The sequence below is a fragment of the Microcoleus sp. AT8-B5 genome (assembly GCF_036705565.1).
Taxonomy (GTDB): Bacteria; Cyanobacteriota; Cyanobacteriia; order Cyanobacteriales; family Microcoleaceae; genus Microcoleus.
Window position 1 is genome coordinate 52,633 of record NZ_JAUBUY010000022.1, and the last position, 16,751, is coordinate 69,383.

Sequence of the window (16,751 nt, forward strand, 5' to 3'; positions counted from 1 at the left end):
CCCTATATACCTATAAGTAGAGGTTATCGGTATAGATAAGTATGCTGAATCAGAAATATGAAAATTTAACGCAATACTTAATATAAAATTAATAAGTCTATTCTTCCCGCCTAGTATCAAAACAACGAGTAACTCGAATACTGACGCCAAAATAGCCTCTAATTCTGCCTTCTGGCTTTCGCCGTGCTGTTGTTTGCCCGATCGGAATTATTCTCAGAATTTTAAATTTTTGTAACCTTTACAGGTAATGCCAATGGCTCAAATCTTACTCCAGACCGTTTGGTTTATACCTTGCTATCCACTTATCGGCGGAGTTCTGTCGATGCTGTGGTTTCCAGCAGTTACCCGCCGCACGGGGCCAAGACCATCCGGTTACGTGAACGCCATCTTAACCTTGTTCGCTTTCTTACACGGCGTCATAGCCCTGACAGCTATCTGGAACCAACCGGCGCAACACCAGTTAATTCCCTGGCTGAATGTAGCAGGTTTAGACTTAACCATTCCCGTAGAAATCTCTGCTGTCACCGTCGGGGCGACAGTTTTGATTACCGGACTGAACTTGCTGGCGCAGATTTATGCTTTCGGTTACATGGAAATGGACTGGGGCTGGGCGAGGTTCTTTTCCCTGATGGGGCTGTTTGAAGCGGGGATGTGCGGCTTGGTACTGTGCAATTCCCTCTTCTTCAGTTACATGATTTTAGAAGTTCTGACTTTGGGCACTTACCTGTTAGTCGGGCTGTGGTTCAATCAGTCTTTGGTGGTGACAGGAGCCCGCGACGCTTTCTTAACCAAGCGGGTGGGAGATTTATTCCTGCTGATGGGAGTAGTCGCAATTCTGCCGCTGGCTGGAACTTGGAATTTTGATGAGTTGGCTGTTTGGGCTCAAACTGCAAAGCTTGACCCTACTGTAGCGACACTGTTGAGCTTAGCCTTGATTGCCGGCCCGATGGGTAAGTGCGCTCAGTTTCCCTTGCACCTGTGGCTGGATGAGGCGATGGAAGGCCCGCTACCGGCGACGATTTTGCGGAACACCGTAGTTGTGGAAACTGGTGCTTGGATATTGATTAAGTTGCAGCCGGTGATTGCTTTGTCGCCGATCGGACTGAAGACAGCTATTATTGTAGGCGCCGCGACGGCGGTTGGCGCTTCATTAATTGCGATCGCCCAAATTGACATCAAGCGCACGCTTTCCTATATAGTCAGCTCTTACATGGGCTTAGTATTTATCGCCGTCGGCACCGGACAAGCCCAGACAGCCCTGACATTAATATTTGCCTACAGTTTGGCCATGGGTTTGCTGGTGATGAGCATCGGTTCGGTAGTTTGGAACAGCATCACTCAGGATGTCCGATCTCTCGGCGGTTTGTGGGAAAAGCGGCCAATATCGGCAATATCGTTTATTGTCGGTAGCGCTGGATTGGTGGGACTACCGCCCTTCGGCTGCTTCTGGGCTTTAGAAGACTTCACATCAGGACTGTCGGAAGCTCACCCTTCCTTGTTAGGAATAGTGCTGTTTGTCAACGGTGTAACTGCTTTTGGGTTGGTGCGCGTCTTCGGTTTAGTTTTTGGCGGCAAACCAAAGCAAATGACCGAACGTTCGCCGGAAGTTCACTGGCCTTTTATCTTGCCGATGACTGTTTTAATGGGCTTTACTTTGCACGTTCCGCACTTGCTGGCTGCGTGGCATTTAGTGCCGGGGGCAAGTTTGAATTATACCGCAACTGGATTGCTAGTTTTGTCAACGGCGATCGGCATCAGTGCCGGAGCATTTGTTTACCTGAACGAAAAATGGGAAAAACCGGTACGAATTGGTTCTGAAGCTTTGCAAGACTTTTTTGCTTACGACTTTTACACGGCAAAACTTTACCGGGTGACTGTGATATTTGCAGTCGGTTTAGTTGCTCAAATCATCTCGTGGTTCGATCGCAATATTGTTGACGGATTCGCGAACTTAATCGGTTTTGCAACGGTTTTCGGCGGGCAAAGCCTCAAATACAACGTTAACGGTCAAACTCAGTTTTACGCCCTAACAATTCTGTTCGGAGTAGCAGTTTTGGGACTACTCATAAGCTGGCCTTTGCTAGCTCGCTTGTCGCTGATTGTAGGCGGGTAAAGACATATAAAATTGAAGATTTTAGGTGACAGTTTTAATCTAAAATCTTAAAAACCTGAAATCTTGAACAAAGATTTCCCACTCGTTCAAATAAGGCAGCATAAATGACCTCAGACAACAGACACTTCAATCTTTCCCGACGCAATTCCCTCAAATTTGTCGCAGGAGCCATTGGTACAGGGATACTCGCAGCAGGAGCAGGCGCTGATTTGGCTGCACCCGAACCAGCAATTGCTCAAAATGACATGACTCCCGATGCAGCTTTGCAAAAGTTAATGAGCGGGAACAAGCGGTTTGTTGAAAAAAAACGCCGAGGTTTTAACCAAAACTTATCCGATCTCGCCCAAGTTGCCATATCTCAAAAACCTTTTGCTGCTATTCTCGGCTGTTCGGATTCCCGTTTCCCTTCCGAGATTATTTTCGACCAAGGATTTGGAGATTTATTTGTCTGTCGAGTCGCCGGCAATGTGGCGACTCCCGAAGAAATTGGCAGCCTGGAATTTGGCACGTTGGTGTTGGGAGCAAAAGTGCTGATGGTAATCGGGCATAAAAGGTGCGGTGCGGTAGAAGCTACCATTAAAGGTGCTCAAGTTCCCGGTCAAATTGGCAGTTTGCTCGACGCCATTAAGCCTGCTGTAGAAAGCTCAAAAAACCAAACGGGCGATCATCTAGAAAATGCTTCAAAAGCAAATGTTATCCTGCAAACTAGAAAATTAAAAGCATCTCCAGTGATCTCTCAGTTAATTCTGGAGAATAAACTGAAAGTGGTGGGTGGCTATTACGATTTAGATACGGGTCTCATCAATAGGTTGGTTGAGTCTTAAACAGTTAACAGTTAACAGTTAACAGTTAACAGTTGACAGTTGGTAGGGGCTGTGCCCCCGTGCCCGCCCCCAGAGTTAGTTGACCTGGGACAGTTGACCTGGGACAGCAAGGGGTTTTAACAGCCTACAATTGACAGTTGACAATTGACAGCGAGGGGTTTGTAACAGCGAAAAATTGAAATTTGACAATTGACGCTTGATAACTATCAACTATCAACTCTCAACTCTCAAAGATTGACTATCAACTATCAACTCTCAATAGATTCTTTACTCTTTACTCTTCACACATTATGCTTAGTGCCTTGCTCTGGTTGCCCGCGTTGGGCGCTGCGGTAGTCGGGTTCCTGCCCGGAAACATAAATGGGATGCGCCTGCGTTCAATAGCCTCAGCTTTTGCTGCTGTTGTTTTCCTGTTGAATATCTGGCTGTTAACTCAATTCGATCCAGCAAATTCGGGACTGCAATTTCAAGAATATTTGCCTTGGATTCCACAATTAGGTTTGAGCTACAATTTGGGCATTGACGGCTTGTCATTGCCGCTGCTGGTTTTAAGTGCTTTGCTGACGCTATTAGTCATTTACGGCACGGGCGAAAAGATGGAGCGCCCCCAGCTTTACTACGCTTTGATTTTGCTAATCAATGCTGGTATTGCCGGAGCTTTGATGTCTCAAAATTTGCTGCTGTTTGTACTGTTTTACGAAGTAGAATTAATTCCTTTTTACCTGTTGATTGCGATTTGGGGCGGAAAGCAGCGGGAATACGCTGCCATGAAGTTTTTGATCTACACGGCAGTTTCGGGACTTTTAGTGCTAGCAGCATTTTTGGGTGTGGCTTGGCTTAGCGGTTCTTTAAATTTCGATTACAGTGCGATTACCACTCAAGAATTGCCGAGAAATGTGCAGTTAATCCTGCTAACAATTTTGCTAATTGGGTTGGGAATTAAAATTCCCTTGGTGCCACTGCATACTTGGCTACCGGATGCTTACGTGGAAGCTTCGCCAGCAACAGCAATTTTGCTGGGAGGGATTCTGGCGAAGTTGGGAACTTACGGTTTAGTGCGGTTTGGCTTGCAGATGTTTCCCGAAACTTGGTCGATTATCGCTCCCGGTTTAGCGATTATCGGGACTGTGAGCGTGATGTACGGTGCTTTGAGCGCGATCGCCCAAAAAGACATCAAACGCATGGTAGCCTATAGTTCGATCGGGCATATGGGCTACATCCTCGTTGCCTGCGCTGCGGGTACGAAGCTGGCATTAATCGGTGCAGTCGGGCAAATGGTAAGCCACGGCTTAATTTTAGCTTTGCTATTTTATTTAGTAGGCATCATCGAAAGCAAAGTCGGCACGCGAGATTTGGACGTGCTCAACGGTTTGATGAATCCGATGCGGGGTTTACCCACGGCTAGTTCCCTGTTAGTTTTGGGCGGCATGGCAAGCGCCGGCATTCCCGGTTTGGTGGGTTTTATTGCCGAATTTTTAGTATTTCAAGGCAGTTTCTCTATCTTTCCAATTCCCACTTTAATCTGCATTTTAGCTTCGGGTTTAACAGCCGTTTACTTTGTGATTCTGCTCAACCGCACCTGTTTTGGGAAGTTGGACAATGCCACGGCTTACTACCCTCCAGTTACGTTTGCTGAAAATATGCCGGCGCTGGTTTTGGCGGGCATCATTTTCGTGTTGGGAATTCAACCTGCTTGGCTGCTCAAGTGGAGCGAATCGACTACAAATGCGATCGTTGCTACTCTGCCGGCTGACAGGAATACCCAAGTTGCTATTAGCTATCCTTGGAAAAAATCAGCGATTGAAATCGCCTTTACACAAACGAAGTCTGTCTCCGCAGACTGAGATAGTTCAGCGATTAAAATAGGGTCGGCACTTGCCTTGTGTCCGACTATGCTGCCTCACAAATATCTACTCGTTACTAGGCTCTGTATCCAATTTTAATGCAAGATTTTGGACGCAGAGCCTCCAGATAAATACCAGGAGATGAGCGCTCATGAAACCGAAAAAACTTTTCAGTTTATCCGCCGTTACAACCCTTCTTTTAGTAATGGCAACTTCTGCTTTTGCACAAGCTATAACTCGAATTCGCGATTTGCCAGCATCGAAAACAGGAATTACCATCTCTGGCCGAGTAGTCGGTTTTGGAGAAGCTGATGAAAATGAGTGGATTTTAAATGACGGCAGCGGTCAAGTTAAAGTCGATGCCGGCCCGCGCAGGTGGCGCAATATTAATCTATCAGAAGGGGAAACAATTACCGTTGTTGGCGAAATGGATGACGGCGAATTTGATGCTTTTTCGATAACTCTGTCGAACGGATCAATTATCAACATCCGCTCTCCACAAGGCCCGCCTCCTTGGGCTGGAAAAGAGGAAAAATAACTGTAAAAAGCAGCGCTATCTTTCCGAAAAGCATGAGATTTGGGAGAACCTAATTCCCGAATAGAGCAATTTATAAATAGTAAAATTCAGTCAAACAAAGGAAGAAACAATGGTACAAACCCCTAATAAACCAGCAACTAAACTACCCCCTTCAAAACACGAATTTGCCGAAATAATTCACAGACTGGAAGCGGGCGGCGCTATGATTCCAGATACGCCGGAAAATCTGATGCAAATCATCGCTATCTGGAAAGCTTACGCGGTGCCGATGGACTTCTACTGGCGGGATTTGCTTTACATCGCCGAACGAGTATTTTTACACCCGCTTCCTTTCTTTAAATACTTTTTACCGCAAGAGTATTTAGATTTACAAAATCACTATGCAGGCGACGGTGCAGATTTGCGGATTTGGCGCGGTACTGGAAGTGTCCACCCAGAACTTTTGGAGTTCATGGAGAAGGGTGAAACTGGTAAACTCCCGCGACTGTTCCATCATTTGTGGCACGATCGCATTAACATGGAATTTGCCGAAGAGTGCATGAGGTCAATGCTTTGGCACCGGGGCTTGTACGTCCCAACCAATCAATTCGATCCTTATTTGGACAGTGACGAATATAAAGCTAATGCCGATCGCGCAATTAAAGCTTACTTCAAAAAAGACCCGTTCATGCTGGCAATTCACAAAGCATTTCCCGAAATGTTTTTAGAACAGTGCCGCCAAATGTCTTATTACAGCAATCTCGGTTTATTCTGGGAAGTAATGGCACCGGTGTTTTTTGAAGTTTCCGACTTGTACGACGAAGGGAAAATTACCACAGTCCCGCAAGCGATGGATTTCCTAGTAAATGGGATATTTGCGATCGCCGGAAGACCCATTTACCACCATGTCCAAATCGACGGTGAAACCTACGAAATCATCCCCAAATCTAAAGGTTTCACTTGGCTTTACGAAGCAGCGTTACCTTACGTGGAAGCTGTATTTTATCGCACTTCGCCATTCCGAGGCACCAAATCTTACAACGCTCAAGCTAGAGAAGTTCCTGACGACCAAAAAGACTTCCACTACGGAGTTTTGTATGCAGACAAATTCCCGGTAGGTACGGCGGGGATTCCGCCGACTTTGCTAGCACAAGATATGCTGCATTTCCTGCCACCTTATTTGATGGATTTCTACAAACAGCGCTGTCGCGGTGAAGATGATATCCTAAATCAAATTGGGGTGACATTCCAGCGATCGATGTACTGCGTAACTTCGGCGGTGATTCAAGCGTTACGGACTGCTCTTTTGTATCCTTTAGATGACCCGAATCCAAAGCATTTGAAGGCAAATCGGGCTTTCTTTGAGTCTCAGATCGATCGCTTCTGTCGCCCGGAATACGGCATGAAATATGCTGCGAAGCTCAAGAATATTCAGACTTCGGATTATAGGTAAAAGATGTTTGCGGGAGGCATATTAGCTTCCAAGTCCGCCAATCCGTTAGTCCGCCAGGGGTTTCAACCCCTGGCTCAAAGCTCAAGTCGGTTGAAACCGACTGGGAAAAATCAGAGCTTTTTAAGCCGTTTCAAAAGTCCTATAATATTAGATTAGTTGGTCTCAGAATTATTCATCTCTCTCTTCTCTTCCTCTGCGTTCTCTGCGTTCTCTGCGGTTTAATCATTCCGATATAAAAAATAATCAATAACTATGGACAGCAAACAGCTAGCCAAATATATCGAAGCAACCGATGGGATTTCCAAACCTTGGCTGTTGGTGCAACTGCGGCTGAAAAAATTGCAAGAAAGGCGATCGGAGATTTCTGCTGAAGAGTATATGACAGAACTTACCGATATCCACAAAGATTTAATGAATCTGGGGGAATGGTGGCTGGGAATCGAAGATGAAGTGTTTTAAAATTTAATTGAAAGTTCAAGTAGGATTAAGTCGAGCGCACTTTAAAATTTATCCATCAAATCTTTTTCTTGGGCATAGACATCTCGTAGCTGTTGCAGCGCGGGCCCAGAAATGACCGATTTAACAGTAGCTACCAATTGGCCCCACTCTAGCAAGCTGTCAACGGAAACAGCTTTTTTGAACTTGTACGTGTAGAATTTAGTCCAAAATGCTGGTGCTTGCTTGCTTTTCCAGCGTTTGTACCATCTGCCAAAATCTTGAAGTGCGATCGGCTGTACTTGTAAAATAGGAGGAAAATCGGCGTAGCTAACAAAGCGGCTGATGCCTTTGGCGTGAACGTACACCATGTAACGACAGCATTCGATGCGGTAAATCTCGTCTGCTGTGATATTGAACAGGAGTGCAACTGTTTCTTCGGTAACGAATCTCGCCAGCGGATGCAGGATTGGCGATTTGTGAATTATTCTGGATTCTGCGATCGTCCGCGATTTTGCCGGAGTTTCTGATATCATGGCTAGTACACCTCTGGATATGGTTAGTAGACTTCTGGATATGGCAAATGCACTTTTTGATAGAAAGAAATAATCTGTCCAGATTAGGTTTTACAGACGATCGCCCTTTAGTTTTCCAGGCCGGGGGGCGATCGCTCTTTACATATAAAATTGTACGACGCAATTGCATCAACTGTCAAGCATGGGTTTAGTCAGGCTAAAAATTCGGGAACTAGCGGCGGAGAAGGGCTGGACGCTTAAGGAAGTATCCGATCGTTCCGGGGTAATTTATAGCACTGTCAGAAGCTATGCTCGTCGTCCTGAAATGGCAATGGTTGACTTTACTTGCCTGCGGAAGTTAGCTCGGACTTTTGATGTGATGATTGAGGATCTGGTTGAGGTTTTGGAGGAATAGGTCGATCGACCTTAAGTTGTCTAGACCGGGGGCGATCGCTTTTTTAGATGCAATTATCTTAAAACGCAACTGCATTATTTGTCAAGCATGGGTTTAGTCAGAGTTAAAGTGCGAGAGCTAGCGGCCGAGAGAGGCTGGACATTCAAGGAGGTGGCTGAGCGATCGGGCGTTGGTTACAGCACCATCAGAAACTACGCCCAATGTCAAGGCATGACAACCGTTAATTTTGCCTACTTGCACAGGTTGGCTCGCACGTTTGACGTAATGATTGAGGATTTGGTGGAGATTTTGGAGGAATAGGTCGATCGCCCACGATATTGACGGATTTTCTGATATCATGGTGAGCCAACCTAAGAATTGCATCCACTCTCAAGCATGGGTTTAGTAAGAATTAAAGTCAGAGAACTAGCTGCTGAGAAAGGTTGGACATTCAAGGAAGTTTCAGAACGTTCTGGGGTAATGTACAACACTGTCAAGCATTATGCTCGTTGTCCAGGGCTGACAACGGTTGACTTTACTTTGCTGCGGAAGTTAGCTCGGACTTTTGATGTGATGATTGAGGATTTGGTTGAGGTTTTGGAGGAATAGGTTGATCGGCCTTAAGTTGTCTAGACCGGGGGCGATCGCTTTTTCAGATGCAATTATCTTAAAACGCAACTGCATTATTTGTCAAGCATGGGTTTAGTCAGAGTTAAAGTGCGAGAGCTAGCGGCCGAGAGAGGCTGGACATTCAAGGAGGTGGCTGAGCGATCGGGCGTGATCTATAGCACCATAACCAGCTATGCTCGTCGTTCAGAAATATCAATGGTTGACTTTACCGCCCTGTACAAGTTAGCGCGGGCCTTTGATGTGATGATTGAGGACTTGGTGGAGATTATTGAGGAATAGGTCGATCGCCCTTAAGTTGTCTACACCGGGGGCGATCGCTTTTTTTTATTTTTTCCACTATAGCAGGATTAACTGTACTTACTCAAACATTATTGTACTTAATCGGATTGAGGATGGTAACATCAAGGAAAGTTGTTATTAATAGTTGATTATTCTTCGTGGCTAAAACTAATACTGCGATCGCGGTCAGTTCCGTGATCAAGGAAGTCATTCAAAAACAAGCGCTAGCGACCAGACTAACTCAGAAAGAAGTAGTGTATTTGGGAATGCTGGCAATTGATGCACTCGATAAGGAAAGCCGCCAAGAGTTGGCCGATAAGGTGCATCAAATGCAGGTGAATGGAGAGATTTGAAGCGGAGGAAAACCAGGTCAACAGTTTAATCTTTACGGCTAAAATGGACTCAACTTTATCCAAGGTCGATCAGCTTTCGATGTAATATCAACAATCTCGGCTTGAGAATATGGGCCGCGTATCACGTCAATTTTCTTTCTTTTGCTTTCGACGTAGAGTTGCATAGTCAAGTGGGGGCTCAAGTAAATCCACCATAGCAAAAACGGCGATATCAACTTCTGGCTTCTTCCTTGAGCAATCCGTTCCGGTGCAGCACGGCTGTTGGGATGCTGGGGCTACCTCGGTGCTTTACGCCAACCATTGGCGATCGCCTCTGACTCTGTGCAAAACCATCTCTCACCGCTAGCTGGATCGATAACTGTTGATTCGTAATCTTCCATGCCTGGAAGGTGATAAATCTTATTGCCTGTATCGATCGAGATGTTGCCTTTGATAGTACATCCTGGTTTTGCGATCGATGTAATTGGAGAAGGTGAACGACTAGGACTAAACTCGATTGTAATAACCACAATGACAGCCAGAATCCCAATACCAAAAACTGTTTTGAGTACACCGCGTTTCTGTGGTTTCTGCTTTGTTGGCTGATGTCGAGGTGCAACACCTTGAATTGATGCTCTAGTTGCACGTACTTTCCCGTCTGTTTCAGCAACTTCCTGGTACAAAATCGTATCTCCAACTTTTGGGCGACGACTTGCTTCCTTCAGCGCACTGATATGCAAGAAAACTTCTTTACTGCCATCATCCGGTTTAAGGAAGCCAAACCCCCGATCGTCTTTCCAGGTTGTCAGTTGCCCTTTATTCAGAACAGGTTTCATAAAATTGAACTTTTATTCGTGCTTAACAGACTCAGCCAACCGCTTCGCCTTCTGGCGCCGACGAACATTAATCGGACTATTGCGAATATCAACTTCTAGGGTTACTTATTGTAACTAAGAATCTGTAGTATTAACCATTAAATCCCTTTGAATCCCACCTCCATATCCATCTCTTTTGCCGGACTTACAGGAGGTTGAGGCGCGGGTTGGGTTTGCTTGCGAAAAACGCCAATTTGATTGAGAACGATCCCGATTAAAATGATGCTGCCCCCGATGTATTGAGCTCTTGTTGGCGTTTCCGATAAAATCAAATAGGCGGCTAAAATCCCCGCGATCGGACTAAACGAACTGGCGAGGGATACATCTGCAGCGCCCGTCGTTTTTAGTCCGGTAAACCAGCACAGTTGTCCGCCCACAACAATAATCCCACCGTAGAGGAGCATCCACTGCCAGAGGAAGGGCGAAAAAATATCGATACAGTGGGTGGGAGTATATAAGATTAAAACAGCCATAAAGAAAACAACTGTTCCCAGTGTTGTTCTGATAATAGAGAACAATCCTAACGGAATTTGTTTGAGCGTGACTTTACTAATAATCGTCGAAATGGCTAACGCGATCGCCCCGGATGCTGCCATGAATTCGCCTCTGCCGATCGTCAATCCGCCCATGTCCATCATATCGGTAGTCGGTGCTTGCAATACAATAGTCAGTGCAACACCCACAAACGAAACCATCGCCCCCGCAATCACCCAAAGATTGACGCGATCGCCCAAAATTAGAATGGACAGCGCTAAAATCAGAGGCGGCTCAATGCGTCCAATCAGTACCACATTATTGACAGCGGTTAAATCCAACGCCATAAAAGTTAAGGCTGGAGCCAATGCCCCAGATAGCAAAGAAATTCCCATCAACCCCCACCATGTTTTACTGGGAATCGATCGGAAATTTTGCACTGTACATTGCTGGCGATAAACCAGGAATAAAACTGCTAACGCGCAGAGATTCCCTACAAATAAAACATTACAAAGTGAAATCAAATTTCTGCCGTTTATCGGGTTCTGCGCTCCTAAATCGGTCAGTTTGCGAATGACAGAGTTAGAGGCAGCAAAAATGAGGATTGCTAGTAATAAATAGGTTCGTCCAGGGATGCGGTTGAATAATTGAGACACGATAATATCAACATGAATATATAATGCCATATCTTCTTTATACCACTGTTGCATAGGCGGTAATTGACACATATACAAAAAAATCCCCCGCCAGAAGGCAGGGGATTTGATTTAATTACCTACAAAACCAGACTTCGGAATTATCCGAATTTCCCGGCTGTCGAGGCAATTACAAAGGCCGCGTAAGTGAGGACGTTGCCCACAGTAAAGTGAACTAAGCCAACCAAACGACCTTGGACGATCGACAAAGCAACAGGCTTGTCTTTCCAGCGAACCAAGTTAGCCAAAGGAGTGCGCTCGTGAGCCCAAACCAAAGTCTCGATCAACTCTTGCCAGTAACCTCTCCAAGAGATCAGGAACATGAAACCAGTTGCCCAAACAAGGTGTCCGAATAAGAACATCCAAGCCCAGACTGACAAGTTGTTAGTACCATACGGGTTGTAACCGTTGATCAACTGAGAAGAATACAGCCAGAGGTAATCGCGGAACCAGCCCATCAGGTAGGTAGAAGACTCATTGAACTGAGCCACGTTACCTTGCCAGATGCCCAAGTGCTTCCAGTGCCAGTAGAACGTTACCCAAGCTAGGGTGTTCAACATCCAGAATACAGACAGGTACATCGCGTCCCAAGCAGAGATGTCGCAAGTACCGCCACGGCCGGGGCCGTCGCAAGGGAAAGCGTAACCGAAGTCTTTTTTGTCCGGCATCAGCTTAGAACCGCGTGCATCCAGAGCGCCCTTGACCAAGATCAAGGTGGTGGTGTGCAAGCCTAGTGCGATCGCGTGGTGAACCAAGAAATCGCCAGGTCCGATCGCCAAGAACAGAGAATTAGTACCGCTGTTAATCGCATCCAACCAGCCTGGGAGCCATACGTTGCCGTAGTTGGGCCAAGCGGTAGAAGCAATGCTGTCAGGGTTAGACAACAGCACGTCCATGCCGTAGAGAGCTTTTCCGTGAGCAGCTTGGATGAACTGTGCGAACACTGGTTCAATCAAGATTTGCTTTTCAGGAGTTCCGAAAGCAACTACAACGTCATTGTGAACGTACAAGCCGAGAGTGTGGAAGCCCAAGAACAGCGACACCCAGCTCAAGTGAGAGATAATCGCTTCTTTGTGCTGCAACACGCGATCGAGCACGTTGCCTTTGTTTGCTTCAGGATCGTAGTCCCGCACCAAGAAGATAGCTCCGTGGGCGAAAGCGCCGACCATGATAAATCCAGCAATGTACTGGTGGTGAGTGTAAAGCGCAGCCTGAGTCGTGAAGTCCTTACCTATAAAAGCGTAGGGAGGCATCGCGTACATATGCTGTGCTACCAAGGAGGTAATTACACCCAAAGCAGCGAGGTGAAATGCCAGTTGGAAGTGCAGCGAGTTGTTGTAGGTTTCATACAAGCCTTGGTGAGGCAAGTTGAACTGTCCTTCACTCTTGCCGCCGACCAAACCAGCCTTAGAATCCAACATCTCTTTGATGCTGTGACCGATACCGAAGTTAGTCCGGTACATATGACCGGCAACGATAAACAGAACTGCGATCGCCAAGTGGTGGTGAGCGATGTCTGTCAGCCACAGGGATTCTGTTTGAGGGTGGAAGCCACCCAAGAAAGTCAGAATTGCGGTTCCAGCGCCTTCGGAAGTACCGAAGACATGGTTCGCTGCATCTGGATTCTCGGCGTATACGCCCCAGTTACCACTGAAGAACGGAGCCAAACCGGCCGGGTGAGGTGGGGTAGACAAGAAGTTGTCCCAACCTACGTGCTGTCCGCGAGATTCGGGGATAGCAACGTGAACCATGTGACCAGTCCAAGCCAAAGAGCTGACACCGAACAAACCAGCCAAGTGGTGGTTGAGGCGAGATTCAGCATTTTTGAACCAAGACAAGCTGGGGCGGTACTTGGGCTGGAGGTGCAACCAACCTGCGAACAGGAAGACAGCCGCCAGTAGTAGCAAGAAGATAGCTCCTTGATACAGGTCGGCGTTTGTCCGAATCCCTTGGGTGAACCACCAATGGTAGACACCAGAGTAAGAGATATCCACCGGGTTAGAAGCGCCCCCTTGAGTGAAAGCTTCTACTGCAGGAGCGCCGAATTGCGGGTCCCAAATCGCGTGAGCGATCGGGCGGACGTTTAGAGGGTCTTTAATCCACTGTTCAAAGTTACCTTGCCATGCTACGTGGAACAGGCTGCCCGATGTCCACAAGAAAATGATTGCTAGGTGGCCGAAGTGAGAAGCAAAAATCTTTTGGTAAAGATTTTCTTCGGTCATGCCATCGTGGCTTTCAAAGTCGTGTGCTGTGGCAATCCCGTACCAGATCCGCCGTGTGGTCGGGTCTTGGGCAAGGTCTTGGCTAAATTTTGGAAATTTCGTTGCCATAAGCCTTGATTAATCCTGAATCCTGAACAAAATTGAAGGGATTCGGTTCGGAGTTTGGATTCTCGATTTGAGATTCCTCCCAAATCGAGAATCCAAAACCTAGGGGTAGTTTACCCTACCGAAATGATTCGCGCTAGGAAAAATGCCCACGTAGTGACAATTCCTCCTAGGAGGTAGTGAGCTACACCCACAGCCCGACCCTGAATAATGCTCAGAGCGCGAGGCTGAATCGACGGAGCTACCTTGAGCTTGTTGTGAGCCCAAACAATCGACTCAATCAGTTCTTGCCAGTAGCCGCGGCCGCTGAACAGGAACATCAAGCTGAAGGCGAAGACGAAGTGTCCAGCTAGGAACATCAGACCGTAGGCCGACAGTGCCGAACCGTAGGACTGAATCACCTGAGAAGCTTGCGCCCAAAGGAAGTCCCGCAGCCAGCCGTTAATCGTGATTGCACTTTGTGCGAAGTTGCCACCGGTAATGTGAGAAATTGTGCCGTCTGGCGATACTGTTCCCCACACGTCCGACTGCATTTTCCAGCTAAAGTGGAAAATCACGATCGAGATGCAGTTGTACATCCAGAACAAGCCTAGGAACACGTGATCCCAACCAGAAACTTGGCAGGTGCCGCCACGGCCGGGGCCGTCGCAAGGGAACCGGAAGCCCAAGTTGCCTTTGTCAGGAACCAAGCGAGAACTGCGTGCAAACAACACGCCTTTCAAAAGAATCAGGACTGTAACGTGAATGGTGAAAGCGTGGATGTGGTGGATCATGAAATCCGCCGTACCCAACTCGATCGGCATCATCGCTACTTTGCCGGCGACTACTACTGCACCGCCGCCAAAAGCATGGCTAACGATTTCCGTAGCATTAGGCGCTGTTGTGCCCGGAGCCAAAGCGTGGATGTTTTGCACCCACTGGGCAAATATCGGACGCAACTGAATCCCGGTATCCGAGAACAAATCTTGAGGACGACCGAAAGCGCGCATCGTGTCGTTGTGAACGTACAAACCGAAGCTGTGGAAGCCCAAGAATATACAAACCCAGTTCAGGTGGGAAATGATCGCATCTCTATGACGGATCACGCGATCCAACAAGTTGTTGACATTTCCAGCGGGATCGTAATCCCGAACCATGAAGATTGCTCCGTGAGCGGCTGCTCCAACAATCAGGAATCCGCCAATCCACATGTGGTGGGTGAACAGGGATAGCTGAGTCGGGTAGTCGGTCGCGATGTACGGATACGGAGGCATCGCGTACATATGTTGGGCGACGATGATGCTCAAAGAGCCCATCAGTGCCAAGTTAATCGACAGTTGCGCGTGCCAAGAATTAGTCAGGATTTCGTAGAGACCTTTGTGACCTTCACCAGTGAAGGGGCCTTTGTGGTTCTCTAGGATTTCTTTCATGCTGTGGCCGATGCCCCAGTTCGTCCGGTACATATGACCAGCGACGATGAATAGCACTGCCAAAGCTAAGTGGTGGTGTGCTGTATCAGTCAGCCACAAACCGCCTGTGGTGGGGTTCAGACCGCCTTTGAAGGTCAGGAAGTCTGTATATGCGCCCCAGTTGAGGGTGAAGAAGGGGGTTAAACCTTTAGCGAAACTCGGGTAGATGTCAGCCATCAAGCCCGGTGTCAAAATCCACTCGTGCGGCAGGGGGATGTCGGCAACTGTTTTGATCAGCTTACCGCCGACTGTCAGCGGTGCACCTGCATCGATCGCGTCCATGCAAGCATTGATCGGCAGAGCCACGTGAATTTGTTGTCCTGCGAAGCCCAAGCACCCGCAGCCTAACAAAACTGCCAAGTGGTGGTTCATCATCGATTCCACGTTCTGGAACCATTCCAGTTTCGGAGCGCGGACGTGATAGTGGAACCAACCGGCAAACAGCATCAAAGCTGCCATTACCAGGGCGCCGATCGCAGTGCAATATAGCTGGTATGAGTTAGTGATGCCGTTGGCGCGCCACAGTTGGAATAGACCAGAGGTGATCTGAATCCCGTGAAAGCCGCCGCCTACATCTGCATTTAAAATTTCTTGACCAAAAATCGGCCAGACCACTTGAGCGCTGGGCTTGATGGCTGTAGGATTTGTCAGCCAAGCTTCGTAATTGGAAAATTTAGCGCCGTGGAAATATGCGCCGCTCAACCATACGAAGATTACTGCCAAGTGGCCGAAGTGAGCGCTAAAGATTTTGCGCGAAACGTCTTCTAAGTCACTTGTATGACTGTCAAAGTCGTGAGCGTTAGCGTGGAGGTTCCAAATCCAAGTGGTGGTTTTTGGCCCCTTAGCTAGAGTGCGATCAAAATGACCGGGTTTTGACCACTTCTCGAAAGAAGTTGGAACCGGATTTTTATCGACTACTACCCTAGCTTTTACCTCTCGCTCTGGAGGACTAATGGTCATGAAGACTCTCCTCTCGGTAAGACAAGGAACGAGAACTGAACACTGTACCGGACACTCCCCACGCTTGATTAGGCGGGGGATTCTCGAAAAAGCCGACACTTCACTGCACTTTACTCTTTGCAGAGCTAGACGCAGGTGCATCGTCTCCCCAAGCATTTTGCTTCTGTGAAGAAGCCAGTTTCCCAGTGTCGCTAACAATGTGACTGGGTACTGCCAACTCTTCTCGCTATCTGGAGCCGCCGATCGCCTCCTTGATTCAGACTTGATACGGCTGCTCCTTTTGAGGGAGTTTTATGAATTATAAGCTTGCTAGAGGAGTATTAATCGCTTGTTAACAATACTTAAAAAAGCCTCTATTCTTGATGTAATAACGCCTTTAAATCCCACAGTCGCTCTAAAAAGTCAAGGGGTACTGCCATTAACTTTACAAAACTCAAAGATAAGGTAATTTAGGAATACTCATTTGTAGATATATGTTTGGGAAAAAGGCTACAGCAATTAAAAGTAGGAGACGATGGGTTGCCCGCTGCTGCCTCAATCCGGGTTCCTACGCGGCTTGGGAATTCCAAAGCCGGCAATTCCCCAATACTAAATTCATTTTTGGGCTATAGTTCCCTATGAGAAGGCTTCTAGGAG

Annotated in this window: 17 protein-coding genes; 11 read left to right on the forward strand and 6 right to left on the reverse strand. The window is 47.3% G+C overall.

The annotated features are described in order from the left end of the window. Positions 1-253: 253 nt before the first annotated feature. The 6 genes from QUB39_RS16545 to QUB39_RS16570 all read left to right on the forward strand — a co-directional run bounded on the left by QUB39_RS16545 (position 254) and on the right by QUB39_RS16570 (position 7,210). Positions 254-2,113 carry an NAD(P)H-quinone oxidoreductase subunit F gene (locus QUB39_RS16545; RefSeq protein ID WP_333055347.1) on the forward strand — a complete coding sequence of 620 codons (1,860 nt, stop codon included), beginning with the start codon at positions 254-256 and terminating at the stop codon, positions 2,111-2,113. A 104-nt stretch (positions 2,114-2,217) separates the two neighbouring features. Next, entirely contained in the window at positions 2,218-2,937 is a 720-nt protein-coding gene (locus QUB39_RS16550) for a carbonic anhydrase (protein ID WP_333055348.1), read from the forward strand. Between the two features lie 290 nt (positions 2,938-3,227). After that, a complete protein-coding gene (locus tag QUB39_RS16555; RefSeq protein WP_333209652.1) occupies positions 3,228-4,781 on the forward strand; it encodes an NADH-quinone oxidoreductase subunit M in 1,554 nt (517 codons plus the stop codon). A 151-nt stretch (positions 4,782-4,932) separates the two neighbouring features. After that, positions 4,933-5,319, forward strand: coding sequence for a NirD/YgiW/YdeI family stress tolerance protein (locus tag QUB39_RS16560; RefSeq protein ID WP_333209654.1), 387 nt, complete (start codon positions 4,933-4,935; stop codon positions 5,317-5,319). A 109-nt stretch (positions 5,320-5,428) separates the two neighbouring features. Next, a complete protein-coding gene (locus QUB39_RS16565; protein ID WP_333209656.1) occupies positions 5,429-6,751 on the forward strand; it encodes a CO2 hydration protein in 1,323 nt (440 codons plus the stop codon). Positions 6,752-7,003: 252 nt separating this feature from the next. Then, positions 7,004-7,210: a hypothetical protein gene (locus QUB39_RS16570; RefSeq protein WP_333055353.1), complete on the forward strand. Its 207-nt coding sequence runs from the start codon at positions 7,004-7,006 to the stop codon at positions 7,208-7,210. 41 nt (positions 7,211-7,251) lie between these two features. Here the strand turns inward: QUB39_RS16570 and QUB39_RS16575 are convergent, their stop codons facing one another. Next, the gene (locus tag QUB39_RS16575) at positions 7,252-7,722 is read right to left on the reverse strand and encodes a hypothetical protein (RefSeq protein ID WP_333055354.1); all 471 of its coding nucleotides are present in this window, start codon (positions 7,720-7,722) and stop codon (positions 7,252-7,254) included. A gap of 181 nt (positions 7,723-7,903) precedes the next feature. Here QUB39_RS16575 and QUB39_RS16580 point away from each other — a divergent pair, with 181 nt between their 5' ends. From QUB39_RS16580 to QUB39_RS16600, 5 genes are all read left to right on the forward strand, one after another. Further along, positions 7,904-8,116, forward strand: a complete 213-nt coding sequence (locus tag QUB39_RS16580) for a helix-turn-helix domain-containing protein (RefSeq protein WP_006631307.1) — start codon at positions 7,904-7,906, stop codon at positions 8,114-8,116. Positions 8,117-8,203: 87 nt separating this feature from the next. Further along, positions 8,204-8,416: a helix-turn-helix transcriptional regulator gene (locus QUB39_RS16585; protein WP_333209659.1), complete on the forward strand. Its 213-nt coding sequence runs from the start codon at positions 8,204-8,206 to the stop codon at positions 8,414-8,416. A 75-nt stretch (positions 8,417-8,491) separates the two neighbouring features. Then, on the forward strand, positions 8,492-8,704 hold the full coding sequence (locus tag QUB39_RS16590) for a helix-turn-helix domain-containing protein (protein WP_242717445.1): 213 nt from the start codon (positions 8,492-8,494) through the stop codon (positions 8,702-8,704). Positions 8,705-8,791: 87 nt separating this feature from the next. Next, positions 8,792-9,004 carry a helix-turn-helix domain-containing protein gene (locus tag QUB39_RS16595; protein WP_006631308.1) on the forward strand — a complete coding sequence of 71 codons (213 nt, stop codon included), beginning with the start codon at positions 8,792-8,794 and terminating at the stop codon, positions 9,002-9,004. Between the two features lie 158 nt (positions 9,005-9,162). Next, positions 9,163-9,357: a hypothetical protein gene (locus QUB39_RS16600; protein WP_333055357.1), complete on the forward strand. Its 195-nt coding sequence runs from the start codon at positions 9,163-9,165 to the stop codon at positions 9,355-9,357. 38 nt (positions 9,358-9,395) lie between these two features. On the opposite strand, the gene QUB39_RS30640 is transcribed toward QUB39_RS16600, so the two are convergent. The 5 genes from QUB39_RS30640 to psaA all read right to left on the reverse strand — a co-directional run bounded on the left by QUB39_RS30640 (position 9,396) and on the right by psaA (position 16,115). Beyond that, positions 9,396-9,521: a DUF6939 family protein gene (locus tag QUB39_RS30640; RefSeq protein WP_445243099.1), complete on the reverse strand. Its 126-nt coding sequence runs from the start codon at positions 9,519-9,521 to the stop codon at positions 9,396-9,398. Positions 9,522-9,632: 111 nt separating this feature from the next. Then, positions 9,633-10,172 carry a cold shock domain-containing protein gene (locus tag QUB39_RS16605; protein WP_333259958.1) on the reverse strand — a complete coding sequence of 180 codons (540 nt, stop codon included), beginning with the start codon at positions 10,170-10,172 and terminating at the stop codon, positions 9,633-9,635. 137 nt (positions 10,173-10,309) lie between these two features. After that, complete coding sequence (locus QUB39_RS16610) at positions 10,310-11,395, reverse strand: DMT family transporter (protein ID WP_333211114.1); 1,086 nt, start codon at positions 11,393-11,395, stop codon at positions 10,310-10,312. Positions 11,396-11,481: 86 nt separating this feature from the next. Continuing rightward, positions 11,482-13,710: a photosystem I core protein PsaB gene (gene psaB, locus QUB39_RS16615; protein WP_333057331.1), complete on the reverse strand. Its 2,229-nt coding sequence runs from the start codon at positions 13,708-13,710 to the stop codon at positions 11,482-11,484. A gap of 110 nt (positions 13,711-13,820) precedes the next feature. Next, the gene (psaA, locus tag QUB39_RS16620) at positions 13,821-16,115 is read right to left on the reverse strand and encodes a photosystem I core protein PsaA (RefSeq protein ID WP_333057330.1); all 2,295 of its coding nucleotides are present in this window, start codon (positions 16,113-16,115) and stop codon (positions 13,821-13,823) included. Positions 16,116-16,751 lie beyond the last annotated feature (636 nt).

Bases quoted from the DNA above. Each gene is read 5' to 3' on its own strand.
- QUB39_RS16545 (WP_333055347.1), top strand. From the start codon at position 254: ATGGCTCAAATCTTACTCCAGACCGTTTGGTTTATACCTTGCTATCCA.
- QUB39_RS16550 (WP_333055348.1), top strand. From the start codon at position 2,218: ATGACCTCAGACAACAGACACTTCAATCTTTCCCGACGCAATTCCCTC.
- QUB39_RS16555 (WP_333209652.1), top strand. From the start codon at position 3,228: ATGCTTAGTGCCTTGCTCTGGTTGCCCGCGTTGGGCGCTGCGGTAGTC.
- QUB39_RS16560 (WP_333209654.1), top strand. From the start codon at position 4,933: ATGAAACCGAAAAAACTTTTCAGTTTATCCGCCGTTACAACCCTTCTT.
- QUB39_RS16565 (WP_333209656.1), top strand. From the start codon at position 5,429: ATGGTACAAACCCCTAATAAACCAGCAACTAAACTACCCCCTTCAAAA.
- QUB39_RS16570 (WP_333055353.1), top strand. From the start codon at position 7,004: ATGGACAGCAAACAGCTAGCCAAATATATCGAAGCAACCGATGGGATT.
- QUB39_RS16575 (WP_333055354.1), bottom strand. From the start codon at position 7,722: ATGATATCAGAAACTCCGGCAAAATCGCGGACGATCGCAGAATCCAGA.
- QUB39_RS16580 (WP_006631307.1), top strand. From the start codon at position 7,904: ATGGGTTTAGTCAGGCTAAAAATTCGGGAACTAGCGGCGGAGAAGGGC.
- QUB39_RS16585 (WP_333209659.1), top strand. From the start codon at position 8,204: ATGGGTTTAGTCAGAGTTAAAGTGCGAGAGCTAGCGGCCGAGAGAGGC.
- QUB39_RS16590 (WP_242717445.1), top strand. From the start codon at position 8,492: ATGGGTTTAGTAAGAATTAAAGTCAGAGAACTAGCTGCTGAGAAAGGT.
- QUB39_RS16595 (WP_006631308.1), top strand. From the start codon at position 8,792: ATGGGTTTAGTCAGAGTTAAAGTGCGAGAGCTAGCGGCCGAGAGAGGC.
- QUB39_RS30640 (WP_445243099.1), bottom strand. From the start codon at position 9,521: ATGCAACTCTACGTCGAAAGCAAAAGAAAGAAAATTGACGTGATACGC.
- QUB39_RS16605 (WP_333259958.1), bottom strand. From the start codon at position 10,172: ATGAAACCTGTTCTGAATAAAGGGCAACTGACAACCTGGAAAGACGAT.
- QUB39_RS16610 (WP_333211114.1), bottom strand. From the start codon at position 11,395: ATGCAACAGTGGTATAAAGAAGATATGGCATTATATATTCATGTTGAT.
- psaB (WP_333057331.1), bottom strand. From the start codon at position 13,710: ATGGCAACGAAATTTCCAAAATTTAGCCAAGACCTTGCCCAAGACCCG.
- psaA (WP_333057330.1), bottom strand. From the start codon at position 16,115: ATGACCATTAGTCCTCCAGAGCGAGAGGTAAAAGCTAGGGTAGTAGTC.